Consider the following 24,619-nt stretch of genomic DNA (forward strand, 5'->3'; position numbering starts at 1 on the left):
ACCGCCTCGACGCCGGCGGCGTCGCTCGATCGCGCCGCGCCCTTCGGTCGGCCGGTCGTGCCGGAGGTGAGGATGACGACGCTGCCTTGCTCGCGGCTGGGCTCGATCGACCCGGCACGGGCCATGTCGTCGAGCGCCCGCTCGTCGATCGTCAGTTCCACGCCGCACGCCGCGGCGATCTCGACGAACTCGTCGTCGTGGATGAGGGCGTCGATCTGCTCGCTCTGGACGACGTCCGCGAGCTGCGGGCCCGCGAACCCCGTGTTGAGCAGCACGAGGTCGGCGCCGGACGCCGCGACGGCGGCGAGCGCCTCGACGAAGCCGCGGTGGTTGCGCGCCAGGAGGCCGACCCGTCGGCCGGCCCTGATGTCGCAGGCCTGCAGGCCGGTGGTGATCGCCTGCGTGCGTCGCCACAGCTCGGCGTAGCTGATGGTGCCGGCGTCGTCGATGACCGCCGCTCGATCCGGGTAGCGGGCGGCCGCTCCGGCGAGCACCCCTGCGGTGGTGCGCCCCCACGGCGCCATCGCGGCGAGCGCACGCGGCAGGCGGTCGGGCCGCTCGAACGGCGCCATCATCGAGCGGGCGACGACGGCGCTGGAGCGCAGCTGGGTCAGCAGCGACACGTCAGGCCTCTCGCTCCCGTCGGCCGGGTGCGGCTCGTGTGGTGTGTGAAGACCCCCATCAGACGCTCCCTTCGACCTCTCCTCGTCGGCCCCTACTCATCGGCCTCTCGGGGCCTGGCCGACACTAGCCACGGCCTGTCGGGAGGTCGAGCGCAGGAACGGGAGCCTCGGCCGTGACCGGCGGTGGTGACGTTGGGCCCATGCGTGCCGGCCTCGTCGGAGCCTAGAGTCGGGCGTATGAGCGAACGAGTCGTCACCGTCGCCTCCGTCGTCATCAACGTCCGGGACTACGAGCTCGAGAAGGCGTTCTGGGGCGCCGTCCTGGGCGCTGACGTGCGTCAGGAGTTCTCGCCGTGGTTCGTCTGGTTCGAGCCGCAGCACGAGGGCGGCATCTCGGTGGCGCTCCAGACGGTGGCCGAGCCCACCGAGGGCACGCGCCGGCTCCACCTCGACACCGTCGTCGACGACATCGACACGGCGAAGGCGTCGATCATCGAGCTCGGCGGTTCGCACGTCGAGGACCGCGAGATGGGCGGCTTCAGGTGGGCGGTGATGCACGACCCCGAGGGCAACGAGTTCTGCATCGCCGGCACCCACTGAACCCGGGCGTGGGTGGTCTGTCGCTCACCGCAGGTCGTCCCTCGCCCGCATCAGCCACGCGGTGACCCGGTCGGCGATCCAACGCGTGCGGCCGCCGAGGAAGTGGTCGGTCGACTCGACGACCTCGGACGTCGCGTTCGGCCACCCGCCGACGACGGGTTCGGCATCCGATGGCGGACAGAACTGGTCGTGCGCCGGCACGAGCACGAACGTCGGCACGAGCGGCGGTTCGACCGCGACCATGCCGAGTGGCGGTGCGATCGCGGCGATCGCACCGATCCGGTTGTCGCGGGCGCCGAGCGCGACTGCGGCGCCGAAGGAGTAGCCCGCCAGGTCGATCGGACCGTCGCCCACGTGGCGGGCGAGCTCGTCGATGGCCGCCTCGACGTCGAGTCGCTCGGCCACACCGTCGCCCGGTCCTCGCCGGAAGTCGAACCGCAGCGTGCCGAACCCGGCGGCGGGGAGCGCGGCGAACAGCTCGTCGACCATCGGGTTGAACCGTGTGCCGCCGTACAGCGGGTGGGGATGGCACACGACCACCCCGCCGGGGTGCGCCTCGTCGGGGATCGCGATGTCGGCCTCGAGCCGCTGCCCGTCGGCGGTGGTCATCTGCGTCGTGAGCACGGAGCGACGGTACCCTCGACCGCGTGTCGGGTGCCGATCAGAAGATTCCGATCAAGATGCTCAACGACCGCCTCCTGGTCAAGCTCAACAAGGAGGACGGCGAGCGCACGTCGTCGGGTGGGATCCTGATCCCGGCCACTGCCCAGATGGCCAAGCGGCTCGTGTGGGCCGAGGTCGTGGCGCTCGGTCCGAACGTCCGGAGCGCCGAGATGGGCGACCAGGTGCTGTTCAGCCCCGACGACCGCTACGAGGTCGAGGTGGGCGGCGAGGACTACATCATGCTGCGCGAGCGCGATCTCCACGCCGTCGCCGCCCAGCGCATCGAAGCCTCCACCGGCCTGTATCTCTGACAGATCTGGCTCCGCCGACCGACGCAGCCGGATCGGTGGCGCGTGGCCGTGCTCGCCGTCTCTGCGTTGCTTCGACGCTGGCCCTCCTGGCTGGTGCGACGCGGTCGGTGTGGCGCTCCGCCGACCCGAGCAATCGGAGCGTGCCTGGCAGTGTGCGTTCGAACGTGGTTCGTCGTCGTGGGTTCGCACCCTTAGGCTGCCCGCATGCCGATGGGAGCTCGCATCGACGCCACACCCGATCAGCTTGCAGCAGTGGCGTTCAACCACGACGGCCTCGTGCCGGCCATCGCCCAGGACGTCGAGACTCGCGAGGTGCTCATGATGGCGTGGATGAACGCCGAGTCGCTCGCCCGCACGTTCGACGAGGGTCGGATGGTCTACTGGTCGCGCAGCCGGCAGGAGTTGTGGCGCAAGGGCGACACGTCGGGCGACCGGCAGTTCGTGCGCGAGGCGTACTACGACTGCGACGGCGACACCCTGCTGTTCCTGGTCGAGCAAGAGGGCGCCGGCGCCTGCCACACCGGCGCTCGCACGTGCTTCTTCCGCCCGTTCGGGCCCGGGTCCTGACCCGCCGTGATCATCCAGCCGTCCCGCGAGGAGTTCCGCGCCCACGCCGCCGAGCACACGGTCGTACCGGTCTGGACCGAGCTGCTCGCCGACCTCGAGACGCCGGTCGCGGCCTACGTGAAGCTGGTCGGCGGCGAACCCGGCTTCCTGCTCGAGTCCGTCGAAGGCGCCGAGCGCTGGGCCCGGTTCTCGTTCGTCGGGCGCAACCCGTCGGCGACCCTCGTGTTGCGCAACGGGCACGTCGAGCTCGACGGTCCGCTCCCCGAGGGGCTGCCCACCGACCAGGGCATCCTCGCTGCGATCGAGGCGCTGCTCGGCCACTACACGAGCCCGGTGTTCGAGGACCTGCCGCCGCTCCACGGCGGGATCATGGGGTTCCTCGGCTACGACGTGATCCGCGAGGTCGAGCGCCTACCCGACGTGCCCGACGACGACCGCTCGTACCCCGACGCCGTGATGTCGGTGATCGGTTCGCTGGCCGCCTTCGATCACTGGCGCCAGCGGGTCTACCTGATCGAGAGCGTCCCGACGCTCGGCCTGTCGGCCGACGAGCTCGACGCGGCCTACGACGCAGCGGTTGCACGTGTCGGGCAGGCGGTCGTCGACCTCGCACAACCGCTGCCGTACACACCGGTCGAGCCACCGTCGGCCGACGACGAGCTCCCGGCACTGGCGTCGACGATGGGCGGCGGGATGTACCAGCGGGCGGTCGAGGTGGCCAAGGACTACGTGGTCGCCGGCGACATCTTCCAGGTCGTGCTCGCGCAGCGCTACGACCTCGAGCTGGGCGCCGACCCGTTCGACGTGTACCGGGTGCTGCGCCAGGTCAACCCGTCGCCGTACATGTACTTCGTGCGTCACCCCGAGCTGACGATCGTCGGGTCCTCGCCCGAACCGATGGTGCAGCTGCTCGACCGCAAGGTGATCTCGCGGCCGATCGCCGGCACCCGGCGCCGCGGCCGCACCGACGAGCACGACCGCCGCATGGCCGCCGAGCTCTCCGAGCACCCGAAGGAGCGCGCCGAGCACGTGATGCTCGTCGACCTCGCCCGCAACGACGTCGGCCGCGTCGCCCGGTTCGGCTCGATGCACGTCGACGAGTTGATGACGCTCGAGCGGTACAGCCACGTCATGCACCTCACGTCGCAGGTGTCGGGTGACCTGAACGAGGGCCTCGGCCCGATCGACGTGCTGCGCGCCACGCTGCCCGCCGGCACGGTCAGCGGCGCGCCGAAGGTGCGGGCGATGGAGATCATCGACGAGCTCGAGCCGGTCAAGCGCGGCCCCTATGCGGGGGTGGTCGGCTACGTCGACTGGTCGGGCAACCTCGACACGGCGATCGCGATCCGCACGATGTTCGTCACCGGCGACGGCAAGACGGCAAGTCTCCAGGCCGGCGCGGGCATCGTCGCCGACAGCGTGCCCGACGACGAGGATCTCGAGTGTCGCAACAAGGCGGCGGCGTTGCTCGCAGCGATTCCCGCCGCCCGGCGCATGACCGCAGCGCGGCGCGACGCCGGCACGACTGCCTGAGCCGACGCAGGCCGTCAGTGGTCCTCGGCGCGCTGGGACAGCCAGACCCACCCCGACGTGCAGACGACGAACATGACGACGAGGATCACGGCGTGGTCGTCGCCGTCGCCGATCGCGAGCCAGGGCTCCTGGATCGCCCGCAACACGTGCGTCAGCGGGAGGAAGTCGGCGAGTGCGTTCATCGCCGACGTCTGCACGTCGGGCGGCGGGCCACCGCCACCGAGCAGGAACATCGGGATGAAGAGCGTGAGGCCGACGCCCTGCGCCGACCTGCTGCTCGGCATCAGCCAGCCGAGCAGCGTGCCGAAGCTCACGAACGACACGGCCGCCAGGACGGCGTAGAGGACGGTCCGCACCGGTGACTCCACCGCCGGGACGCCGTAGCTGAGCGCGGCGGTGACCACGACCAGGACGGCGGCGACGGCGGTCATCACGAGGCTGACGATCGACATCGAGGCCGGGAAGATCCAGCCGGGCAGACCGGCGGCGCGGAACCGTCGCAGCACGCCGCGCTCGCGGTACGAGGCGATCTGCGCCGGCAGCATCACCAGCCCGATCGCGCCGACGGCGACCGCCACGTAGGCCGCTGCGTAGAAGTCGGAGGGGATGGCACCCTCGAACGCGTCGTCGCCCTCGTCGAAGATGCCGCCGAGGACGAGCACCAGCACGACCGGGAACGCGAACACGAACGACAGCACCAGCGGTTCGCGGAACGCCAGGCGGAGCTCGGTCAACGTCATGCGCCTGAGCATCGTGGCGCTGCCCGGCAGGGCAGCGTCGTGCGGCACGGTAGCGCTCACTCGTCCTCGCCGATCATCGTGAGCAAGGCATCGGACAGCGTGGGCTGCCGGACCTCGAGGTCGTCGGGGATGTCACCGACCTCGACGAGGAGTGCGCCGACGTGAGCGATCAGCGGGCGATCGCCGTGCAGCTCGACCTGCCCGCCCGAGTGCATCAGGTCGCTCAGCCCTGGGAGCCGGCGGAGGCGTGCATCGTCGACGCCGTCCGGTCGGGTGAATCGGACGACCGCGGTGCCACCGTGCGCGGCGACGAGCGCATCGGGGGTGTCGAGGGCGGTGATCCTCCCCGAGCGCATGACCGCGACGCGGTCGCACAGCGCCTCCGCCTCGTCGAGGAAGTGGGTGACGAGCACGATCGTCGTTCCTTCGGCGCGCAGCCGGTCGATCAGCTCCCAGACCACCCGGCGGGCGTTGGGGTCGAGGCCCTGGGTCAGCTCGTCGAGGAAGACGACCTCGGGCCGGTTGATGAGTGCGAGCGCGACGAACAGCCGTTGCTGCTGGCCACCCGACAGGGCTCCGAAGAAGGTGCGCCGTTGGTGGGCGAGGCCCCATGTCTCGAGGATCGAGTCGACGGGCTCGGATCCCGGACCGGTGAACAGCGCGATCGCCTCCTCGACCCGCAGGCGGTCCGGCAGCGCAGCGTGCTGCAGCTGGCTACCGATGCGGCTCGTCAGCTCGTTGCGGCCTCTGATCGGGTCGAGGCCGCAGACCCGGATCGTGCCGCTGTCGGGCAGCCGTAGTCCCTGCACGCACTCGACCGACGTGGTCTTCCCGGCGCCGTTCGCCCCGAGGATGCCCAGCACCTCGCCATGCCGCACGTCGAAGCTCACCCCGTCGACCACCGTGGCCGAGCCGTACCGTTTCGTCAGGCCGTCGACGGCGACGACCACGTCCTCCGGCATGGTGCCAACGTAGCTCGATGGCCGCCGGTCGCTCAGAGCGCCAGCGCGATGAGGAAGATGAAGCCGAGGAACGCGAAGACGAGGCTGATCAGGATGGCGCCGATCACCAGGCCGGGAAAGCTGGTCAGCGCCGTGATGGCGGCGGTGAGCCGTGCCGAGCTCTCGAGGCCGCCCCCGACGGCGTTGCGGAAGCCGTACATCGAGCGCGACAGCACGATCGCCGACTCGCCGTGTTGCTCGTCACCGACGACGAACGTCTCGACGACGGTTCGCCCGGTGTCCTGACCCTGGTCGACGAGGGCGCGGACCTCCTCGACCAATTCCGGTACGTGGCGCTTGACGGAACCGACGCGCCACCACGCGATGAACGAGCCGCCGATCGCGATCGCGCCGAACACGATCCCGAGGACGATCCACACGGACTGGATGCCGTTCGACAAGGCGGCGACACCCAGGAGGAAGCCACCGCCACAGACGACGACGGTCGCGATCAGCAGCCGGCCAGCGAACCGTCGTGCCTTCGCGGCAATCGTCGTCACGCCGTCGACGGCGCGCCGGGCGAGGTCATCGATCTCGGACATCGGAACCCGAGTGTGTCACGCCAGACTGTGCGGATGGAACCGGCTGACCGAATGCTCGGGCCGCGCGACGTCGTCGTCGTCGAGGGCGCCGACGCGCTGACCTACCTGCATTCGCAGGTCTCCCAGGACCTCCAGGGGATGGAGGTGGGGGAGCGGCGCTGGACGTTCGTGCTCGAACCGACGGGCAAGATCGAGTCCCTCGCCCGCGTGACCCGCTCGGGGGACGACCGCTACGAGCTCGACACCGACGCGGGGTTCGGGTCGGCGCTGCTCGCGCGCATCGACCGGTTCAAGATCCGGGTCGCCGCCGACACCTCGCTGACCGAGGCCGAGGGTGAGGCCGACCCGGCCGAGGAGCGGGCGCGCATCGCCGCGGGCTGGCCGCGACTGGGCATCGAGCTCGTGCCCGGCGAGACGATCCCCGCCGGCACCGGCCTGGCCGGCATCGCGGTCAGCTTCACGAAGGGCTGCTACCCGGGGCAGGAACTGGTCGAGCGGATGGACAGCCGCGATGCGCAGGCACCTCGGACGCTCCGTCGCGTCGAGGTGGGCGGCGATGCACGACCCGGCGACCCCCTCGTCGACGGCGACGTGGAGGTCGGTGTGCTGACCAGCGTGGCGGCGCCCCACGGGCTCGCTTGGGTCAAGCGCGGCCACGAGGTCGGGGAGGCCGTGGCGTTCTGACCGACGAACTGCTGCCCCACCTACGCCACGCCCGCGATCTCGCCGATCGGCGGTTCGCCGGGCCGCTCGACCTCGACGAGCTGGCGCGTGCGGCGAACGTGTCGAAGTACCACTTCACCCGTCGGTTCGCGGCGGCCTACGGCGAGACGCCGATGCGCTACCTGACGAAGCGGCGAGTGGAGCGGGCTCAGGATCTCCTCCGCTCGGCCAACCTGACGGTGACCGAGATCTGCATGATGGTCGGCTTCACGAGCCTCGGGTCGTTCTCGGCCCGGTTCCGCGAGCTGGTGGGCGAGACACCGACGCAGTACCGCGATCGCTTCGCCGCCGCCGGCACGCCCCACATCCCCGGCTGCTTCCTCTTCATGCGCGGCATCGACCGCACGAGCACGTAGCGCGTCGAGCAATCGCCGCCCGGTGCGGCGTCGAGCAATCCTGGAGAAGCCGTGCCGCCGCCGCAGTCGTACGGTGACGTTCATGATCAGTCATGTCTCACTCGCCACCGTCTGGGTCACCGATCAGGACGAGGCCAAGGCGTTCTACATCGATCGGCTGGGCTTCGTGGAGGCCAGCGACGTCACGATGGAGGGCTTCCGCTGGGTGACCGTCGCGCACCCGAGCCACCCCGAGCTGCAGCTCACGCTGATGCCGCCCGGGCCGCCGCTCGACGACGAGGACGCGGCGGCGTTCCGCCGGATGCTCGACAAGGGCTCGCTCGGCGCGGTCGGTCTCGCGACCGACGACTGTCACGGGACCTATGAGCAGCTGAAGTCGAAGGGCGTCGAGTTCCTGCAGGAGCCGCAGGACCGGCCGTACGGTGTCGAGGCGATCCTGCGGGACAACTCGGGCAACTGGCTGGTGCTCGTCGAGCAGCGCGAGTACACGCCGGCCGACTGAGTGCCGGTCGACCGCGACGGTCGGGCGGCGCCGGGCGCGCTACGTGCGCGTGACGAACCCGTCGATCAGCTCTGCGAGTCGCTCGGGCTGATCCCAGCAGACGAGCGTCTTGCAGTCGTCGATCATCACCAGCTCGGCGGCCTCGACCTCCCGGCAGAACCGCTCGGCGAGCGACGGCTTGAACGCCCTGTCGTCGGCGCCCCACGCGACGAGGATCGGCAGCTCGGTCGTGCGCAGCGCCTCGGCGGCGCGGTTCGTCGACTCGGGCCCGTGCGCCGAGATGCCCTCGAACACGCGCTTCGTGTCGCGCCGGATCGCCTTGTCGGCGAGCAAGGCGTCGGCCCAGCGGTTGATCTTCACACCGTCGACCTCGTTGGTGAGGCGGCCGAACACGAACGGCAACGGCCAGAACAGCTTGATCTTCAGCGACCACGCCAGCAGCGCGATGCCGCCGGGGACGTGCGGGATCAGCTTGAAGTAGGCGAACAGCTTCGGCGGGAAGTCGTCGTACATGTCGCAGTTGGTGAGCACGACGCGCCCGAGCCGCCCGGGATGGTCGGCGGCGACGATCTGGCTGATCGCGCCGCCCGAGTCGTTGCCGACGAGGGTCACGTCGGTCAGATCGAGATGGTCGAGGAGGTCGGCGATGGCGCGGGCGAGCCCGCTCGGCGTGAGGTCGGCGCCCTCGTCGGCGGAGAGCCGGTGGGCGCCCATCGGCAACGTCGGGAAGATGCAGCGGTAGCGGTCGGCGAGCAGCGACGGCATCCGATCCCAGTGGTCGGGCCCGGCGAGGACGAGGTGGAGGAACACGATCGGCGGCCCCACGCCGACCTCGCGGTACTCGATCGTGCCGAGGTGTGTGGGTGCCTGTCGTGGCTCCGGCCAGCTGTCCATGCCCTCACCGTATGGATCCGGGGTCACCAAATCGATGACGTGCGAGGTCATGGTTCAGAGCCACCGCGGTGGTGGCTGCGGCGGCGGCTGTGGGCTCAGCCGGCCGGGCTGACGAGCGATGCGCGCAGACGCTGGAACTCGGGCCGGGACCGGATCGCCTCGAACTCCGGAGCTCGGTCCATCGTCACGGCGAGCGCTGCCGCGTAGTTCGGCGGCTCGGTCGACGCCGTCGACGTGGCGGCACCCAACCACTGGACGGCGTTGTCGAACTCACCGAGCGATGCCGAGGCTCTGGCCACCGTGCCGGCGAACGGGGAGGCCCGGTGCTGCCCGAACGCAGCAGCGGCGTACTCACCTGCACGCCTCGCGTCGCCGGTGGCGAGGAGCACGTCGGCGAGCACGCGCGCGCTGTAGGCGTTGCCGACCGGCAGCTCGTCTGGCAACGCGTCGACGATCGCCCGGAGCTGGGCGGCAGAGGCGGCGCTCGGCAGCGCCCACCTCGGCTCGTTGTCGGGGGCGAGATCCTCGATGATGACGGCCGCAGCATGGGCGCGATCGCCGACGATGACGGCGCGGTGCGCCTCGTACCACGGTGAGATCCGCTGACCGGGTTCGAGCATGCCGGGCCGCCCGGTCTCCCAAGCGGCGGTCTCGGCGTCGGCGCTCCGCACGAGCGGGTGGCTCGCAGTGCGGCGAGGCGACGACAGCTGCACGAGCTGCACCTGGTTGAAGAGCAGGAAGAACAGGAAGATCGAGAAGCGGCCGCGACCGGTCACCATCAAGAGGGCACCACCACCTGCCGTGATGACCAGGCTCGCGATCGCCATCACCCGGAATGCGCGCTCCTTGAAGAACGTCTCGAGCCCGGTTTGTGCGAGGTGCCCGCCGTCGAGCGGCAGCACGGGGATCAGGTTCAGCGCGCCGATCGCCGGCCCGGCCCACCAGATCGCCGCCGACGCGTCGGTCTCGCTGACGCTGTCGAGCGACAGCGGGTTGACACCCATGGCTGCGAGCACCGCGCAGCTGATGCCGATCTGCGTCGCCGGGCCGGCAACCGAGATCAGCGCACGGCTGGCGCGCGTGATCGGTCGGGTCGGCTTGAAGGACGTGTACCCGGCGAGGAAGTCGAGCGAGATCGACGCCTCGGCGCCGGCGCGGCGGGCGGCGACGGCGTGACCGAGCTCGTGCAGCAGCGTGAAGCCGGCCAGCGATCCGGCGAGCCAGAGGCCGAAGTCGCCCGGGTAGATCGCGACGATCAGCACCAGGAAGATGATGAAGCCGGTCCGGACACGCACGTCGAAACCGAGCAGCCGGAACATCGCGTGCAGCCTACGGCGACAACCGGCCTGCTCTGCGTCGGCAGGCGGTCGGACGCCGTACACTGCTGCAACGTGACCTACGTGTATGCCTTCGATCACAAGCACCGCAAGCCCCCCATGACCTACAAGGATCTGCTGGGCGGCAAGGGGGCCAACCTCGCCGAGATGACGTCGGTGCTGAAGCTGCCGGTGCCGCCGGGCTTCACCGTGTCGACCGACGCATGTCGCGACTACATGCACAGCGGGTGGCCCGACGGGCTCGACAAGGAGGTCACCAAGCAGGTCGCCAAGCTCGAGAAGGCGATGGGTCGCAAGCTCGGCGACCCGAACGATCCGCTGCTGGTCTCGGTGCGCTCGGGCGCCAAGTTCTCGATGCCGGGCATGATGGACACCGTCCTCAATCTCGGCCTCAACGACGAGAGCGTCGAGGGCCTCGCTGCAGCCACCGACAACCCGCGCTTCGCCTACGACTCGTATCGCCGGTTCATCGCGATGTACGGCCGCATCGTGCTCGACGTCGACGGTGACGTGTTCGAGCACCCGCTCGAGGCAGCGAAGGAGAAGGCCGGCACCACCAACGACGCCGACCTGTCCGAGAAGGTGTTGCGCGACCTGTCGAAGCGCTACCTCGCGGCGGTCAAGCGGGTCACCGGCAAGCCCTTCCCGCAGGATCCCCGAGCGCAGCTCGACGGCGCGATCGAGGCGGTGTTCCGGTCGTGGAACGGCGCCCGCGCCATCGCCTACCGCAACCGCGAGAAGATCAGCCACGAGCTCGGCACCGCGGTCAACGTGCAGGCGATGGTGTTCGGCAACCGCGACGAGAACTCGGGCACGGGCGTCGCCTTCACCCGCAACGCCGCAACCGGTGAGAACAAGCCCTACGGCGACTTCCTCGTCAACGCGCAGGGTGAGGACGTTGTCGCCGGCATCCGCGCCACCGAGGATCTCGACCACATGGCGCTCCACTTCCCGGGCCTCCACGACGACCTGCTCGACATCTTCCTCCGGCTCGAGGCGCACTACACCGACATGTGCGACATCGAGTTCACCATCGAGCAGGGCAAGCTCTGGATGCTGCAGACCCGCATCGGCAAGCGCACCGGCGTCGCCGCGCTCAAGATGGCCGTCGACATGACCAAGGGCACCAAGGACGGCAAGGGCAGCAAGTGGACGATCGACCGCGACGAGGCCGTCACCCGCGTCACTGAGGATCACCTCGACTCGGTGCTCCACCCGCAGTTCACGACGAAGGCGAAGCCGCTGGCGACCGGTCTCGGCGCTTCGCCGGGCGCAGCGGTCGGCAAGGTCTACTTCACCGCCGACGACGCCGAGGCGGCGTTCAAGAAGGGCGAGGACGTCGTGCTGGTGCGCAACGAGACCAGCCCCGACGACGTGCACGGCATGATGGCCTCGAAGGGCATCCTCACCGCTCGCGGCGGCCTGGTGAGCCATGCGGCCGTCGTGGCCCGAGGCTGGGGCACCCCGGCTGTCGTGGGCGCCGAAGCGGTGCGCATCGCCGGCAACGAGTTCAGCGTCGGCGACACCGTGGTGAAGCAGGGCGACTGGATCTCGATCGACGGCACCAGCGGTGACATCGTCGTCGGCAAGCTCGAGATGTCGGCGTCCAAGCCGCCGGCCGAGTTCGACACGGTCCTCAAGTGGGCCGACCAGATCCGCAAGGGCAAGCTCGCCGTGCGCGCCAACGCCGACACGGGCGAGGACGCAACCGTCGCCCGTCAGCTCGGCGCCGAGGGCATCGGCCTGTGCCGCACCGAGCACATGTTCCTCGCTCCCGACCGGCTGCCGATCGTGCGCGAGATGATCCTCGCCAACACCCCGAGGCAGGAGGAGAGGGCGCTCGAGAAGCTGCGCGCCGCGCAGCAGGCCGACTTCGAGGAGATCCTCGACGCGATGGACGGGCTGCCGGTCACGATCCGTCTGCTCGACCCGCCGCTGCACGAGTTCCTGCCCTCGGTCGAGGAGCTCAAGGTCAAGGAGGCCAAGAAGGGCAAGCTCTCCAAGAAGGAGGCGTCGATGCTCGAGGCCGCCGAGAGCTGGTCCGAGCACAACCCGATGATCGGCACCCGCGGCGTGCGCCTCGGCGTCATCAAGCCGGGCCTGTACGCCATGCAGGTCCGGGCGCTGCTCGATGCCGCGGCGAAGCTCCGCGACGCCGGCAAGAAGCCGATCGTCGAGATCATGATCCCGCTCACCGTGACCCGCGAAGAGCTCGCCCTCGCCCGCGGCTGGGTGCAAGAGGAGGTCGACGCGGCGCTCAAGGGCATGCGTCGCAAGCCCAACATCACCATCGGCACGATGGTCGAGACGCCGCGCGCCGCCGTGCGGGCCGACGAGCTGGCCGAGGTCGCCGACTTCTTCAGCTTCGGCACGAACGACCTCACCCAGCTGACGTTCGGGTTCAGCCGCGACGACGTCGAGAGCCGCATGATGCCGGCCTACCTCGAGCAGGGCCTGCTCAAGCAGAACCCGTTCGACTCGATCGACCAGTCGGGCGTCGGCGACCTCGTGCGGATGGGCGCCGAACGAGGCCGCGCAACCAAGCCCGAGCTGAAGCTCGGCGTCTGCGGCGAGCACGGTGGCGACCCGGCCTCGATCAACCTCTTCTACGATGCCGGCCTCGACTACGTGAGCTGCTCGCCGTTCCGCGTGCCGATCGCCCGCCTCGCCGCCGCCCAGGCGATCGTCGGCGCCAGCGACAGCCAGAAGTAGCCCGTCGCGAGTCGTGGCGACTCGCGAGGCGAGTCGGGACACAACTCGCGACGTGTGACGGCGAGGCCCGGGGCACGTCCCCTGGCCGTCGCGCGTCCGGATACTGTCGGGGGCATGGAGATCGCAACACGACATGCACCCGCGTACGGCGTCGCCCGGCTGAGCCTCGGGGCGGGGGAGCAGGTTCGCGCCGAGGGCGGCGCCATGATGGCCATGTCGACCGGCGTCGAGCTGGCCGCCAAGGCGGAAGGTGGCGTGATGAGGTCGCTGAAGCGGGCCGCGCTCGGCGGCGAGAGCTTCTTCATCTCGACCTACACCGCGCCGGCCCAGGGCGGCTTCGTCGACGTCGCCGCGCGGCTGCCGGGGGACATCACGTCGTACACCGTGAACACGCACGGGGCGCTGTTCGTCTCGAAGGGCTCGTGGATCGCGAGCGAGGCCTCCGTCGAGATCAACACACAGTGGGGCGGCTTCAAGAACATGTTCGGCTCCGAGGGTGCGTTCATCCTCCGCGCCGAGGGCCAGGGCCAGATCGTGTTCGCCTGCTACGGCGCCCTCGAGGTCTGGGAGCTGCAGGCCGGGCAGCACATCACCGTCGACACCGGCCACATGGTCGCCTACGAGGAGTCGGTGCAGATGAACCTGCGGCGCGCCACCGGCGGCCTGGTGCAGTCGTTCAAGAGCGGTGAGGGTCTGGTGTTCGACTTCGAGGGGCCGGGCAAGGTCTGGACGCAGACCCGCAACCCGAACGAGCTGCTCGGCTGGATCTCCGCCACCCTGGGCAGCGGTAGCGGCAGCGGCCCGGGTGAGGGTGTGCTCGGCGGCATCTTCGGGCGCGGATGACATCGATCGGGCTTCGCCGGACCAACCAAGCCGGCTCGGGCTGCGCCTGGCCCGCGTGGCGGTCTGGGCCGCCGTTAGATTCGGCTCATGGCCATCGCCGACGACGACATCGAGCGGATCCGCTCGACCGTGTCGATCGTCGACGTCATCGGCCAGCACGTGCAGCTGAAGCGCACGGGCCGCAACTGGGTCGGGCTGTGCCCGTTCCACGCCGAGCGGACACCGTCGTTCAACGTGCGCGAGGAGACCGGTCGCTACAAGTGCTTCGGCTGCGACAAGTCGGGCGACGTGTTCACCTTCGTGCAGGAGATCGAGCACACCGACTTCGTCGGCTCGGTCGAGTACCTCGCCAACCGCGCCGGCATCCAGCTGACGTACACGTCGAGCGGCCAGTCGAAGGAACGGGCGCGCCGCAAGAAGCTCGTCGAGGCGATGGAGCAGGCCGTCGACTGGTACCACCACCGGCTGCTCGAGGCGCCCGACGCGAGGCCGGCACGGGACTACCTCCGCAGCCGCGGGCTGAGCGGCGAGATCGCCCGGCAGTTCAAGCTGGGGTGGGCTCCCGACGACTGGGACGTGCTGTCGAAGCAGTCCGGCATCGCCGCCGACCTACTCCGTGAGAACGGGCTGGCCTTCCAGAACCGCCGCAACCGCATGCAGGACTCGTTCCGGGCGAGGGTGCTGTTCCCGATCTTCACCGAGAACGGCGAGGCGGTCGCGATCGGCGGGCGGATCCTGCCCGGCTCCGACGACCCGGCGAAGTACAAGAACAGCTCCGAGACACCGATCTACAAGAAGTCGAAGACGTTGTACGGCCTCAACTGGGCCAAGGGCGACATCGTGAACGCCAACCAGGCCATCGTGTGCGAGGGCTACACCGACGTGATCGGGTTCCACCAGGCCGGACTGCCGAGGGCGGTCGCCACGTGCGGCACCGCCTTCACCGAGGAGCACGTCAGGCTGCTCAAGCGGTATGCGAGCCGAGTCGTGTTGGCGTTCGACGCCGACGCCGCCGGCCAGGGTGCCGCCGAGCGGTTCTACGAGTGGGAGGAGCAGTACCAGGTCGAGGTGAGCGTCGCTGCGTTCCCGGGCGGCAAGGATCCGGGAGAGCTCGCCCAGACCGATCCCGAGGGCTTGGCGAAGGCGATCGAAGATGCCAAGCCGTTCCTCGGCTTCCGACTCGACCGCGTGCTCGACCACCAGACGCCGCAGTCGCCCGAGGCGGTCGCGCGGCTGGGGGAGGCGGCGATGACGGTGATCAACGAGCACCCGAACGTCAACATCCGCAAGCTCTACGCCGGTCAGGTCGCCGCCCAGGTCGGGCTGCCCGTCGCCGACCTCGTCGCCATGGCCGAGCGGGGGACGCGCCGACCGCAGCTGAACGTGCGGCGGCCGAAGCAGCGCGGTGAGCGCCGCCAGAACGCCGAGTTCGTGGCCATCGCGCTGCTCGTGCAGACCTGGGACTCGATCGCCCCCTGGCTGTCCGAGGCGCTCTTCGCCGACGACGTGTACGCACGTGCCTTCGCCGCAGTGGCGGGATCGGGCGGCGATCTGGCCGCCGCGATCGAGGCGGCCGATGCGGACGCGCGCGACGTGCTCGAGCGGGCCGCCGTCGTCGACCTCGACGTCGATCCCGAGGCCGAGGCCCGCAACCTGATCGGCGCTGCGGTGCGACGTGAGCTCGCCTCGGCGGGCCCGAGCGCCGACCCCGATCGGATTCGTGACGATGCCGAGGCGCGCGTGAGAATGGAGCAGTTGAACGCGGACGGACTGGGCCTCGATGCGGCCGGTTGGTTGCTAGGTTGGCTGGAAGGACGTTGGGAGGAACGAGGTGCCTGAGCCGCAGAGTTCAGCGACCATCCCGCCTCCGCTGGATGGCGTGGATCGATCGGAATGGGACGACATGGTGGCGCGCGGACGCGCGGACGGTGAGCTGCATGCCGACCAGATCGCCCACGTCGTCCGCCACGTCGAACTGACCGGCGACGCACTGCACGCTGTTCACGCTGCGCTCACCGACGCCGGCATCGAGGTCGACGACACGGTGCCCGACGACGACGAGGACGACGAGACGCCGCCACGCGGCGCCAAGCGTGAGGTCGTGCTCGAGGACGACGACGTCGAGCGGCTGCTCACCCGCCGCCGGCGTCGCCGGGGACAGAAGCGGTCGGCGCGCGTCGACTCCGGCACCTCCGACACCGTGCGCCTGTACCTGCGCGAGATCGGCCAGGTCGACCTGCTGACGACCGAGGACGAGCGCCGGCTGGCCCAGCTGATCGAAGAGGGACACCACGCCGCAGCACAGATCGACGAGGGAGTCGCCGAGGGGACCGAAGCGCGGATGCTGATGCGTGCCGTGCAGCGCGGCGAGCGCGCGAAGAGCGAGCTGACCCAGGCCAACCTGCGGCTGGTCGTCAGCATCGCCAAGCGGTACTCGGGGCGCGGCATGCAGCTGCTCGACCTCATCCAGGAGGGCAACCTCGGTCTGATGCGGGCGGTCGAGAAGTTCGATCACACGAAGGGCTTCAAGTTCTCGACCTACGCCACGTGGTGGATCCGTCAGGCGATCACCCGCTCGATCGCCGACCAGGCCCGCACGATCCGCATCCCGGTGCACATGGTCGAGCACATGAACCGTCTGACCCGCATGCGCCGCCAGATGCATCAAGAGCTCGAGCGCGAGCCGACCGTCGACGAGCTCTCGGCCAAGCTGCAGATGGAGCCCGAGCGGGTGCGCGACCTCCTGCAGATCGCGCAGGACCCGCTGTCGCTCGACTCGCCGGTCGGCGAGGAGGACGAGTCGAACCTCGGTGACTTCATCGAGGACGCCAACGTCGACGGTCCCGCCGACGCCGCCACCCGGGCGATGCTCCACGAGGCCGTCGAGAAGGTGCTCGGCGAGCTCAGTGAGCGCGAGCAGGAGATCGTCCGCATGCGCTTCGGCCTCAACGGCGGCCAGGCGAAGACGCTCGAGGAGGTGGGTCGGGCGTTCGGCGTGACCCGTGAGCGGATCCGCCAGATCGAGGCGAAGACCCTGGCCAAGCTGCGTCACCCGCAGCGGTCGCAGCGACTGCGCGAGTTCCTCGAATCCGAGTGAGATCCGCCGATCGCCGGTCTCGGTTGATCGAATCTCCGTTGATGGTGCGGATCGAGCGGATAACCTCATCGGTCGCCCATCCGGGGTAGCTCAGTTGGCAGAGCGCCGGACTGTTAATCCGTTGGTCGTGGGTTCGAGCCCCACCCCCGGAGCCACGACAACAGGGTCCCGTCTGTGGGACCCTGTTGTCGTTTTCGGGGCGGTAGCTCAGTGGTCAGAGCAAGGGACTCATAATCCCCGGGTCGTGGGTTCGATCCCCACCCGCCCCACTCGGCGGCATCGGCAATCGCGTACCCGGGACGTCACGGATCGCCAGCCGGATCGGGCTCGATCAACGGCAGACCTGGTGAACGAAGGACACCTCGACATGTGGTCGGTATCGAAGTGATACCATGTCGGCATGGCCATGACGCTTCGTCTCACGGAAGCTGAGCAGGAAGCACTGAAGGCCCGCGCCGACGCCGAGGGGATCTCCATGCAGGAGGCCGCACGCCGCGCCGTGCGCGAGTTCGTCGCTCGGAGCGATCATCGCGATCGCGTCGAGCACGCCGCACGCCGGGTGATGGACGCGCACGCTGATGCCTTGCGCCGGCTCGGCGAGTGAGCGAGCCGGTCGATTACCTCGATCTCGACGACGTCATCGAGCTGGCGACCAGGTTGCTCGGCGACCCGCCGTCGATTCGTGACATCGGCCTACTCGGATCAGCTGTGGCGCGGCCGCGCACGAGCGCCTTCGGCGAGGACGCGTACCCCGACCTGTGGACGAAGGCCGCGGCACTCCTGCAGTCGGTCGTCGAGAACCATGCGCTCGTCGACGGCAACAAGCGGCTGGGGTGGCTTGCGACCGCTGTCTTCTTGGAGATCAACGGCATCGAGATCTCCAGCGCCCGCAACGATGCCGTCTACGAACTCGTGATGGAGGTGGCAGCCGCCCAGCCAAGCGTCGATGAGATCTCCCAGCGACTCCGAGAGCTCATCGCCTGATCCACATTCGATGTGCAGCGACCGCCCCGACTCGTGGGACGCGGTGGGACGAAACCCGGCAACACCTGATACACCGGCCGTGTCGAACGCGGCGTCACGTGGGCTGACGTGTCGATCGCCGCCGTGAGTCGGCCCTGCCGGCTCCTCATGATCCCCGGGTCGTGGGTTCGATGAACCGAGCCACCCCGAGGCTCGTGCCATCGCCGCCACCGGACGCGGACGTGCGTCCGGCTCAGTGGCCCGGGGAGTGATCGCCGGACTGGGGGTCGTCGGCAGGCATGTCGAGTCGCGCGACCCGGATCTGGGTGAGCTTGTGGCCATCCATGTCCTCGACCGTGAGCTCGTGGCCCTGCACCTCGACCCGATCGCCGACACGGGGCAGGGTGCCGGTCTCGGCGAGGACGAGGCCGGCGAGCGTGGTGACACGGTCGTGCTCGAACGCGAGACCGTGGTCCTCGGACAGCTCGGTGACGGTGGTCTCGCCGTCGAGCGTCACCGATCCGTCGTCGTGGATGACCGCCGGGAGGTCGTGGTCGCCGGCCGGATCGTCGATCACTTCGGAGATGATGTCGTCGAGGGTGACGAACCCGATCGTGCTGCCCAGCTCGTTGACCACGAGGGCCGCGTGCACCCGTTCCTGCTTGAACCGGGCGAGCAGGGCGTCGGCGGAGGTGCTGCCCTCGACCGTCGGCAGCCGGCGGACCAGCGTGTTGAGGTCGATGGAGTCCTCCGACTGGCTGATCCGCACGAAGTCCTTGACGTGCAGCAGCCCGATGACATGATCGAGGTCGTCGACGAAGACGGGGTAGCGCGACGTGGGCGACGCCTGGATGCGGGCTGCGATGTCGGCTCGACCTGCATCGTGTTCGATCGCCCGGATGTGGCCGCGCGAGGTCATCAGCTCCTCGGCGGTGAGGTCCTCGAGCTCGAAGATGTTGCTGATCATGACGCGCTGCACCTCGGGCAGCTCACCGCCCTCGGCCGATTCGTCGGTGACGATGGCCAGTTCCTCGGAGCTGTAGAGCGACAGCGTCTTGTCGGGTTCGGGGATGCGGACCAATCGCATGAGCGACAGCGCGATCCAATTCAGGGCGGCCACTGCGGGCCGGAAGAGGATGCTGAAGGCCCGCATGAGCGGGTTGACCCGCAGACTCGTCTGCTCCGGCGTGGAGAGGGCGAGCGCTTTCGGGATCATCTCGCCGAACACCACGTGCAGGTACGTGATGATGCTGAGTGCCACCAGGAATCCGACCGTGTGTGCTGCACCCTCGGACAGGCCGAGTGACTCGAAGGGGTCGTACAGCCAGTGGGCGATGGCGGGCTCGCCGTACATGCCGAGACCGATCGAGGCGAGGGTGATGCCCAGCTGGGCCACCGCGATGTAGCTGTCCTTTCCCGCCGGGCGATCGAAGACGCGGAGGAGCCAGCGCGCAGCACGGCTCCCCCCGTCCGCCATCGCGAGGATGCGTGAACGCCGACTGCCGACGAGGGCGAACTCGGCCGCCACGAAGACGCCGTTGACCAGCACCAGGGCGATCACGGCGACGATCGGCAGGATCACGCCGGTCACGACATCGACGGCGAGCATGCTCATGTCGGGCTCTCGCCGTCTGCGTCAGTGGGGAGCGTGAAGGTGACCCGTTCGACGAGGGTGCCGTCGACCGCGTCGACTCGCAGCTCCGGATGGGGCGGCGCGAGGTCGGGTTCGTCGGTGCTCTCGGTGGCGGCGAGGCTCGCCGTGGTGATGAGCGGCACCGTGTCGCCGACCTCCGGAAGGCGCCCGAGGTGATGCCACACGTAGCCGCTGACGGTGTCGACCTGGTCGCCGGGGAGGTCCAGGTCGAAGCGTTCGCCGAGCACCGTGAGCAGAACGTCGCCTCGCACCGACACCGTGGCCCCGGTGATGGTGATCGGGTCGGGCTCGACATCGAACTCGTCGTTGAACTCACCGAGCACCTCTTCGATGGCGTCCTCGCGAGTGACCATGCCGGACACGGATCCGAACTCGTTCACCACGATCGCGACGTGGATGCCCTGCTGGCTGAAGGTGGCCATGAGCGACGGCACCTCGAACACCTCGCTGACCACCATCGGCTCCTCGGCGACGTCGGCCACCGTCGCAGCCGCCGCCCCCTCGTTGGCGAGGAAGAGGTCGCGGAGCGTGACGAGGCCGACGATCTCCTCGCCGCCCTCGGTGACGGGGAAGCGCGTGTAGGGGCTGGCGGAGAGCTCGGCGAGCGCGTCGGTGATCGGCGTCGATGCCTCGACCATGTGGAGCCGGCGGCGCGGGGTCATGATCTCGCGCACCACCCGGTTACTGACTGCGAGGGCGCCCGCCAGCATCTCTCGTTCGGCGGAATCGATCAGCCCGCCGGCGGCGCTCTCCCGGTACAGCCCGGCGAGCTCGCTCGGCGAGTGCACGTGCGAGTGCGAGTGATCGATGTGGAGCCCGAGCCGTTTCATGATCGCGAAGGCCGAGCCGTTGAAGACGGCGACGAGCGGCCGCAGCAGCCATTGGCTGATCCGCAACGGCGTGAGCGTGGCGACGGCCAACGTTTCCGGATATCGCAGCGCCACGGTCTTGGGCAGCAACTCGCCGAGCACGACCTGGAGCGTCGTGATGAACAACAGCACCACGATGACGGCGACCGTCGGGCTGGCGCTCCCGAACCAGTCCTCGAAGACCGGGATGAGCTGGGCCTGGCCGTAGGCGCCGGCCACGAGGCTCGACAGGGTGATGCCGATCTGGCAGGCGGCGACGTAGTTGTCGAGCCGCTTCGAGTCCTGGAGGATCGCCAGGAGGCCCGTCGCTCGCCCGTTCCCTGCGTCGGCCGACTCCTGGACGCGCGAGCGCCGGGAGCCGACCGTGGCGAACTCAGCGGCGACGTACAGTGCGTTGAACCCCACCATCACGAAGATGAGCAGCAACACGAACACGGTGTTCATTCGATGTGCGAGCGTACTGACACCGCCGCTGATGTTGTGGGAGTGCCCGTGCGGACGGAGTCAAGTCTGCGGGGGACAACCAGCGCGGCGTCGATCGCTGCGCGCCAGCGCACACGTCGAATCGCTGGTCGTGAACTGCGTGCCCTGATGTCCGGCGGGCGGGTCGTCGGCCTCCCGCGAGTGACTCCCCGCGATGCAGATCCGACACCAGAAACGCGCTGGCGACCATGAGCCCACCTCCGCTCGAGCCACCACAGGCCGCGTCGCTGGCGGGCGACGTCACCAATCAGGTCGACGTGCAGCGGCGGACATGACCGCAGCGCTTCGGCCGCCTGTCGACGTCCGCGGGTCAGGGGTTCCGGCCGGCCTCGGCCCGGCGCCGGCGGAGCGACGCCACCCGATCGCGGCGCTTCGCGCGGAGGCGTTCGCCGCGGCAGTGCTCGAGCGGATCGAACTCAGGCGGGTCGGGCGGGATGCTCGCCGGGTCGACGAGCTGCTCCCCGAGGTACATCTCGACGATCAGCTGACGGCCGAGGATGTCGCTGGCGCAGAACACCCCGCCGCTCATCGCGCCGGCGATGCCGTGGCCGCCGATCGTGTTGGCGCCGACGACCCAGAGCCCGTCGATCTCGGTGCGATAGTGCGGCCGATGTTGGCCGACCTGCTCAGGGGAGTGCTCGTAGCCGTAGCTCGTGCCGCCGGTGCTGTGGGTGTACCGCTCATGGGTGAGGGTCGTGGCCGTCTCGACGTGCACGATGTCGTCGCGGAACGGCCCGAGCACCTGCTCGGCCGCCGCGATCAGCTGGTCGGTGATCTCCTGCTTGCGCGACCGGTACGTGCCGTCGCGTCGGTATGTCCCGCCGTCTGCAGGGCCGGCGTCCACGCCCCAGTAGGCGTGGCCGCGCGGCGCCAGGGTCATGATCTGGAAGTTGGTGTGTCCGGGTGGGCACAGCTCGGGGTTACCCGGGTCCTTTCGCGAGGCGAGTGCGACGTAGGCGAACGGCGCGGCGCCCTCGGGCAGCCGACCCGCGTCGAGCTCGGCATAGAGCTCGTCGGTGCGGTAGTCGGTGAACACGAAGTAGTTCGTGTTCGGACCGTCGAGCACGCGGTCGACGACCACGTAGACGCACAACAGTCCGAGTGTCATCGCCGCCTCGTCGGCCCACGCCGCTGTCCCCGGTGCGACGTGCTCGTGCCCGACGAGGTGGTCGATCGTTCGGCGGTAGTCGGCGTTGCTGACGATGACCGGTGCGGCGAGCTCGTCGCCCGACTCCAGTCGCACGCCGACGGCCTGGCCGTCGGCGACGATGATCCGCTCGACCGGCGACAGCGTCCGCACTTCGCCAGCGCACGCCTCGATCACTTGGACGAGGCGGGCCGCCAGCACCTGGCCGCCGCCCTCCGGGTAGAACGCACCGGTCATGTAGTGACCGATGATGGTGGCGTGCATGGCGACCGCGGTGCGCGCCGGCGGGCCGGCGTACAACCCCGACCAGTGGTCGAGCACCGCCTGCACGCGCTCCGACAGCTCGCACTCGGCGAACAGCTCCGACAGCGGTCGGAACGCCCACTGGTCGAAGGTCGGCCGCTCCTCGCCGAACATCAACCGGCTCTCTTTGGCGACCGCTCGCAGCACGTCGACGCAGCGCTCGATGCCGGCTCGTTCGGTGGGGAACTGTTCGACGACACGGCCTGCGTACTCGTCCCAGCCGGCCGGCACGCGGATCGTGAGGTCGGGGAAGACGAGGGTGTCGAAACCGTCGCGGTCGAGCTCGCGGAACGTCAGTCGGTCGCCGATGCCGAGGGCGTGGAAGATGTTCGGGAACAGCCCGCTGTCGCCGCACTCGCCGATGTAGTGCACCCCGACGTCGAATTCGTACCAGTCGTCGCCGTGGTGACGGCGGAACACCTGGCTGTTGCCGCCGGCGACGTCGTGACGCTCGACCACGAGCACCTGCTTCCCCGCCGATCCCAGGCAGGCGGCGGTCGTCAGCCCGCCCAGGCCGGACCCGACGATGATCGCGTCCCACCGCTCGCTGGCCATCGTGACCTCCTCGGTCGCGTCGATCCCGATGCCATTTTGGCAGGACCGGGTTCGGTGGCGAAGCCCGCATTGGCCGAGGTCCCGACGACGTGGTCCATCGACGCAGCGGGCCGGCGTCGGTGGTCTCCCCTCGAGCGGGGAGGCCAACGACGTTCTTGTCTCGAGGTCAGGGGACGTTGATGACGGTCTCGCAGGCGGTGGCGGTGTCGCCGGTGCCGGAGTTGATGGTGCCGCCGTTGCAGTAGTCGCCGACGAGGTGCGGGCCGCCGCGCAGAGTGTCGGTGCCGTTGTTGCCGTAGAGCTGGTCGTCGCCGGCTTTGCCGGCGAGGACGTCGGCGAAGTTGCCGCCGTAGATGATGTCGTCGCCGAAGTCGCCGGTGAGGCGGTCGTAGAGCCCGCCGCCGTAGATGGTGTCGGGGTCGGTGGGGGAGAAGTCGACGGCGTCGTTGGCGTAGACGAGGTCGGAGCCGTTCTGGCCGCGGATCTCGTCGGCGCCAGGTCCGCCGTACAGCCGGTCGTTGCCGTTGCCGCCGCGGATGATGTCGTTGCCGTCTTCGCCCCAGATGCGGTCGCCTCCGCCGCCGCCGTAGAGGTCGTCGGCGCCGGGGCCGCCCCTGATCCTGTCGTTGCCCTTGCCGCCGTCGATGGTGTCGACGCCCTCCGCGCCGAAGATGTCGTCGAGACCGAGTCCACCGTTGATCGTGTCGTCGCCGCCCATGCCACAGATCGTGTCGTCGCCTTCGAGTCCGTCGATGACGTCGGCGTCAGGGGTGCCGAGGATGACATCGTTGCCGGCGGTCGGCACCTGGCCGAGGGCGAGGTCGACGGTAACGGGCAGGCCGTTGCAGGTCGGCACGATGGCCTCGAGCTGGAGCCGGTCGGACAGGTAGTTGTCGGTGAATCGCGGGGCGAGATCGACGATGTCGTCGAATCCACCGGTCCGCGACGTCCACAGCACCACGTCGTAGAGATCTGTGACGACGGGTACGAACCCGCCGACCAGATCGATGTCGAGCGTGCCGGCCAGGTCGGCGGTACCGGCAGCGGCGAGTTGCCCGTACAGCCCGGTGCCCGGGCGGTCGGCGATCTCGACGACCACGGTACCGGTGGTGTCGTTGGTGAAGCCACCGATCGCGTCGAGTCGGGCGGCTGGGCCGAGACGCAGCTCGCCGGTGTTGCCGAACGACCCGACGGCGGTGAACACGCGGCCGTCGAGCAGGCTCAGGCTGCCGGAGTTGTCGGCCAGGGCGGCCAGGTTGGTGAACACCGAGTTGGGGCCATCCAACACCACGGTCGCAGCATTCGAGGTGAGATCCCCATACGCGCTCAGCGTCAACGTCGCGTCCGCGTGAACGATCCACGTCCCGCCGGCCAACTCGGAACCGGCCACCTGCGGAATCAGGCTGCCGATCTGCAGCGCACCCACGTACACCTCAGCAGTGCCCTGCATGTCCACCGCAATGTCGGCGTCGAAGCTGCTGGTGCCGGTGGAGAAGCCGGTCTTGATGATCTGGCCGGTGGGTTCGTTGAGGAACGTGGCCGAGGTGGTTCCCACGAAGTGGACGTCACCGATGGTGATGAAGTCCCACACCCCGCGGTTG

At 69.5% G+C, this 24,619-nt stretch carries 24 protein-coding genes and 2 tRNA genes; 15 read left to right on the forward strand and 11 right to left on the reverse strand.

Translation table 11 applies throughout. The features are described 5' to 3' along the window. Positions 1–623, reverse strand: a 623-nt coding sequence (locus QNJ12_RS16710; protein ID WP_300624282.1) for an AMP-binding protein, incomplete at its 3' end; no start/stop codon positions are given. Between the two features lie 237 nt (positions 624–860). On the opposite strand from QNJ12_RS16710, the gene QNJ12_RS16715 reads away from it, so the two are divergent. Beyond that, on the forward strand, positions 861–1,223 hold the full coding sequence (locus QNJ12_RS16715) for a VOC family protein (protein WP_300624283.1): 363 nt from the start codon (positions 861–863) through the stop codon (positions 1,221–1,223). Between the two features lie 24 nt (positions 1,224–1,247). Here the strand turns inward: QNJ12_RS16715 and QNJ12_RS16720 are convergent, their stop codons facing one another. Then, complete coding sequence (locus QNJ12_RS16720) at positions 1,248–1,847, reverse strand: alpha/beta fold hydrolase (RefSeq protein WP_300624285.1); 600 nt, start codon at positions 1,845–1,847, stop codon at positions 1,248–1,250. A gap of 56 nt (positions 1,848–1,903) precedes the next feature. Between QNJ12_RS16720 and QNJ12_RS16725 the strand changes: the two genes are divergently transcribed. The 3 genes from QNJ12_RS16725 (at position 1,904) to QNJ12_RS16735 (ending at position 4,297) form a co-directional block, all read left to right on the forward strand. Further along, positions 1,904–2,197, forward strand: a complete 294-nt coding sequence (locus QNJ12_RS16725; RefSeq protein ID WP_367281806.1) for a co-chaperone GroES — start codon at positions 1,904–1,906, stop codon at positions 2,195–2,197. A gap of 204 nt (positions 2,198–2,401) precedes the next feature. Continuing rightward, the gene (gene hisI / locus QNJ12_RS16730; protein ID WP_300624289.1) at positions 2,402–2,764 is read left to right on the forward strand and encodes a phosphoribosyl-AMP cyclohydrolase; all 363 of its coding nucleotides are present in this window, start codon (positions 2,402–2,404) and stop codon (positions 2,762–2,764) included. A 6-nt stretch (positions 2,765–2,770) separates the two neighbouring features. Next, positions 2,771–4,297 (forward strand): anthranilate synthase component I family protein, encoded by a 1,527-nt coding sequence (locus tag QNJ12_RS16735; protein ID WP_300624291.1) that lies wholly within the window; start codon positions 2,771–2,773, stop codon positions 4,295–4,297. Between the two features lie 14 nt (positions 4,298–4,311). On the opposite strand, the gene QNJ12_RS16740 is transcribed toward QNJ12_RS16735, so the two are convergent. The 3 genes from QNJ12_RS16740 to QNJ12_RS16750 are packed head-to-tail and all read right to left on the reverse strand — an operon-like array spanning position 4,312 to position 6,580. Beyond that, the gene (locus QNJ12_RS16740; RefSeq protein WP_300624292.1) at positions 4,312–5,037 is read right to left on the reverse strand and encodes an ABC transporter permease; all 726 of its coding nucleotides are present in this window, start codon (positions 5,035–5,037) and stop codon (positions 4,312–4,314) included. A gap of 56 nt (positions 5,038–5,093) precedes the next feature. Then, positions 5,094–5,999, reverse strand: a complete 906-nt coding sequence (locus QNJ12_RS16745) for an ABC transporter ATP-binding protein (protein ID WP_300624293.1) — start codon at positions 5,997–5,999, stop codon at positions 5,094–5,096. A gap of 32 nt (positions 6,000–6,031) precedes the next feature. Continuing rightward, entirely contained in the window at positions 6,032–6,580 is a 549-nt protein-coding gene (locus QNJ12_RS16750; protein WP_300624294.1) for a hypothetical protein, read from the reverse strand. 33 nt (positions 6,581–6,613) lie between these two features. Between QNJ12_RS16750 and QNJ12_RS16755 the strand changes: the two genes are divergently transcribed. From QNJ12_RS16755 to QNJ12_RS16765, 3 genes are all read left to right on the forward strand, one after another. Next, positions 6,614–7,264, forward strand: a complete 651-nt coding sequence (locus tag QNJ12_RS16755) for a hypothetical protein (protein WP_300624295.1) — start codon at positions 6,614–6,616, stop codon at positions 7,262–7,264. Continuing rightward, the gene (locus QNJ12_RS16760) at positions 7,261–7,659 is read left to right on the forward strand and encodes a helix-turn-helix domain-containing protein (protein WP_367281807.1); all 399 of its coding nucleotides are present in this window, start codon (positions 7,261–7,263) and stop codon (positions 7,657–7,659) included. Before QNJ12_RS16755 ends, QNJ12_RS16760 begins: the two co-directional genes overlap by 4 nt. Before the next feature lie 82 nt (positions 7,660–7,741). After that, entirely contained in the window at positions 7,742–8,161 is a 420-nt protein-coding gene (locus QNJ12_RS16765) for a VOC family protein (RefSeq protein ID WP_300624297.1), read from the forward strand. A 39-nt stretch (positions 8,162–8,200) separates the two neighbouring features. Here QNJ12_RS16765 and QNJ12_RS16770 read toward each other — a convergent pair whose 3' ends face one another. Together QNJ12_RS16770 and QNJ12_RS16775 are read right to left on the reverse strand one after the other, a co-directional pair. After that, positions 8,201–9,055: an alpha/beta hydrolase gene (locus QNJ12_RS16770; protein WP_300624299.1), complete on the reverse strand. Its 855-nt coding sequence runs from the start codon at positions 9,053–9,055 to the stop codon at positions 8,201–8,203. Between the two features lie 95 nt (positions 9,056–9,150). Continuing rightward, a complete protein-coding gene (locus QNJ12_RS16775) occupies positions 9,151–10,374 on the reverse strand; it encodes a hypothetical protein (protein ID WP_300624301.1) in 1,224 nt (407 codons plus the stop codon). A gap of 72 nt (positions 10,375–10,446) precedes the next feature. Here QNJ12_RS16775 and ppdK point away from each other — a divergent pair, with 72 nt between their 5' ends. From ppdK to QNJ12_RS16815, 8 genes are all read left to right on the forward strand, one after another. Next, a complete protein-coding gene (gene ppdK, locus QNJ12_RS16780) occupies positions 10,447–13,104 on the forward strand; it encodes a pyruvate, phosphate dikinase (protein ID WP_300624303.1) in 2,658 nt (885 codons plus the stop codon). 114 nt (positions 13,105–13,218) lie between these two features. Beyond that, positions 13,219–13,947, forward strand: a complete 729-nt coding sequence (locus tag QNJ12_RS16785) for a TIGR00266 family protein (RefSeq protein WP_300624304.1) — start codon at positions 13,219–13,221, stop codon at positions 13,945–13,947. Positions 13,948–14,034: 87 nt separating this feature from the next. Beyond that, positions 14,035–15,786, forward strand: a complete 1,752-nt coding sequence (gene dnaG / locus QNJ12_RS16790) for a DNA primase (protein ID WP_300624306.1) — start codon at positions 14,035–14,037, stop codon at positions 15,784–15,786. A 40-nt stretch (positions 15,787–15,826) separates the two neighbouring features. Continuing rightward, the gene (rpoD, locus tag QNJ12_RS16795) at positions 15,827–17,044 is read left to right on the forward strand and encodes an RNA polymerase sigma factor RpoD (protein ID WP_300624308.1); all 1,218 of its coding nucleotides are present in this window, start codon (positions 15,827–15,829) and stop codon (positions 17,042–17,044) included. A gap of 79 nt (positions 17,045–17,123) precedes the next feature. Continuing rightward, positions 17,124–17,199, forward strand: a tRNA-Asn gene (locus tag QNJ12_RS16800). Positions 17,200–17,240: 41 nt separating this feature from the next. Further along, positions 17,241–17,313 (forward strand) — tRNA-Ile (locus tag QNJ12_RS16805). 131 nt (positions 17,314–17,444) lie between these two features. Next, on the forward strand, positions 17,445–17,648 hold the full coding sequence (locus QNJ12_RS16810; RefSeq protein ID WP_300624310.1) for a hypothetical protein: 204 nt from the start codon (positions 17,445–17,447) through the stop codon (positions 17,646–17,648). Next, complete coding sequence (locus QNJ12_RS16815) at positions 17,645–18,028, forward strand: type II toxin-antitoxin system death-on-curing family toxin (RefSeq protein WP_300624312.1); 384 nt, start codon at positions 17,645–17,647, stop codon at positions 18,026–18,028. The genes QNJ12_RS16810 and QNJ12_RS16815 overlap by 4 nt, the downstream gene beginning before the upstream one ends. 232 nt (positions 18,029–18,260) lie before the next feature. Here the strand turns inward: QNJ12_RS16815 and QNJ12_RS16820 are convergent, their stop codons facing one another. From QNJ12_RS16820 to QNJ12_RS16835, 4 genes are all read right to left on the reverse strand, one after another. Continuing rightward, positions 18,261–19,622: a hemolysin family protein gene (locus QNJ12_RS16820; protein ID WP_300624314.1), complete on the reverse strand. Its 1,362-nt coding sequence runs from the start codon at positions 19,620–19,622 to the stop codon at positions 18,261–18,263. Next, the gene (locus tag QNJ12_RS16825) at positions 19,619–20,974 is read right to left on the reverse strand and encodes a hemolysin family protein (RefSeq protein WP_300624315.1); all 1,356 of its coding nucleotides are present in this window, start codon (positions 20,972–20,974) and stop codon (positions 19,619–19,621) included. The genes QNJ12_RS16820 and QNJ12_RS16825 overlap by 4 nt, the downstream gene beginning before the upstream one ends. 349 nt (positions 20,975–21,323) lie before the next feature. After that, a complete protein-coding gene (locus QNJ12_RS16830) occupies positions 21,324–23,018 on the reverse strand; it encodes an NAD(P)/FAD-dependent oxidoreductase (RefSeq protein ID WP_300624316.1) in 1,695 nt (564 codons plus the stop codon). A 166-nt stretch (positions 23,019–23,184) separates the two neighbouring features. Next, positions 23,185–24,619: calcium-binding protein (locus tag QNJ12_RS16835; protein ID WP_367281805.1), on the reverse strand; the 1,435-nt coding region annotated here is incomplete at its 5' end.

It is taken from the genome of Ilumatobacter sp., from assembly GCF_030065885.1.
Taxonomy (GTDB): domain Bacteria; phylum Actinomycetota; class Acidimicrobiia; order Acidimicrobiales; family Ilumatobacteraceae; genus Ilumatobacter.

Excerpts from the sequence above, each read along its gene's own strand:
- QNJ12_RS16715 (WP_300624283.1), top strand. The coding sequence starts at position 861 with ATGAGCGAACGAGTCGTCACCGTCGCCTCCGTCGTCATCAACGTCCGG.
- QNJ12_RS16725 (WP_367281806.1), top strand. The coding sequence starts at position 1,904 with ATGCTCAACGACCGCCTCCTGGTCAAGCTCAACAAGGAGGACGGCGAG.
- hisI (WP_300624289.1), top strand. The coding sequence starts at position 2,402 with ATGCCGATGGGAGCTCGCATCGACGCCACACCCGATCAGCTTGCAGCA.
- QNJ12_RS16740 (WP_300624292.1), bottom strand. The coding sequence starts at position 5,037 with ATGACGTTGACCGAGCTCCGCCTGGCGTTCCGCGAACCGCTGGTGCTG.
- QNJ12_RS16745 (WP_300624293.1), bottom strand. The coding sequence starts at position 5,999 with ATGCCGGAGGACGTGGTCGTCGCCGTCGACGGCCTGACGAAACGGTAC.
- QNJ12_RS16750 (WP_300624294.1), bottom strand. The coding sequence starts at position 6,580 with ATGTCCGAGATCGATGACCTCGCCCGGCGCGCCGTCGACGGCGTGACG.
- QNJ12_RS16755 (WP_300624295.1), top strand. The coding sequence starts at position 6,614 with ATGGAACCGGCTGACCGAATGCTCGGGCCGCGCGACGTCGTCGTCGTC.
- QNJ12_RS16765 (WP_300624297.1), top strand. The coding sequence starts at position 7,742 with ATGATCAGTCATGTCTCACTCGCCACCGTCTGGGTCACCGATCAGGAC.
- QNJ12_RS16770 (WP_300624299.1), bottom strand. The coding sequence starts at position 9,055 with ATGGACAGCTGGCCGGAGCCACGACAGGCACCCACACACCTCGGCACG.
- QNJ12_RS16775 (WP_300624301.1), bottom strand. The coding sequence starts at position 10,374 with ATGTTCCGGCTGCTCGGTTTCGACGTGCGTGTCCGGACCGGCTTCATC.
- QNJ12_RS16785 (WP_300624304.1), top strand. The coding sequence starts at position 13,219 with ATGGAGATCGCAACACGACATGCACCCGCGTACGGCGTCGCCCGGCTG.
- dnaG (WP_300624306.1), top strand. The coding sequence starts at position 14,035 with ATGGCCATCGCCGACGACGACATCGAGCGGATCCGCTCGACCGTGTCG.
- QNJ12_RS16810 (WP_300624310.1), top strand. The coding sequence starts at position 17,445 with ATGGCCATGACGCTTCGTCTCACGGAAGCTGAGCAGGAAGCACTGAAG.
- QNJ12_RS16820 (WP_300624314.1), bottom strand. The coding sequence starts at position 19,622 with ATGAGCATGCTCGCCGTCGATGTCGTGACCGGCGTGATCCTGCCGATC.
- QNJ12_RS16825 (WP_300624315.1), bottom strand. The coding sequence starts at position 20,974 with ATGAACACCGTGTTCGTGTTGCTGCTCATCTTCGTGATGGTGGGGTTC.
- QNJ12_RS16830 (WP_300624316.1), bottom strand. The coding sequence starts at position 23,018 with ATGGCCAGCGAGCGGTGGGACGCGATCATCGTCGGGTCCGGCCTGGGC.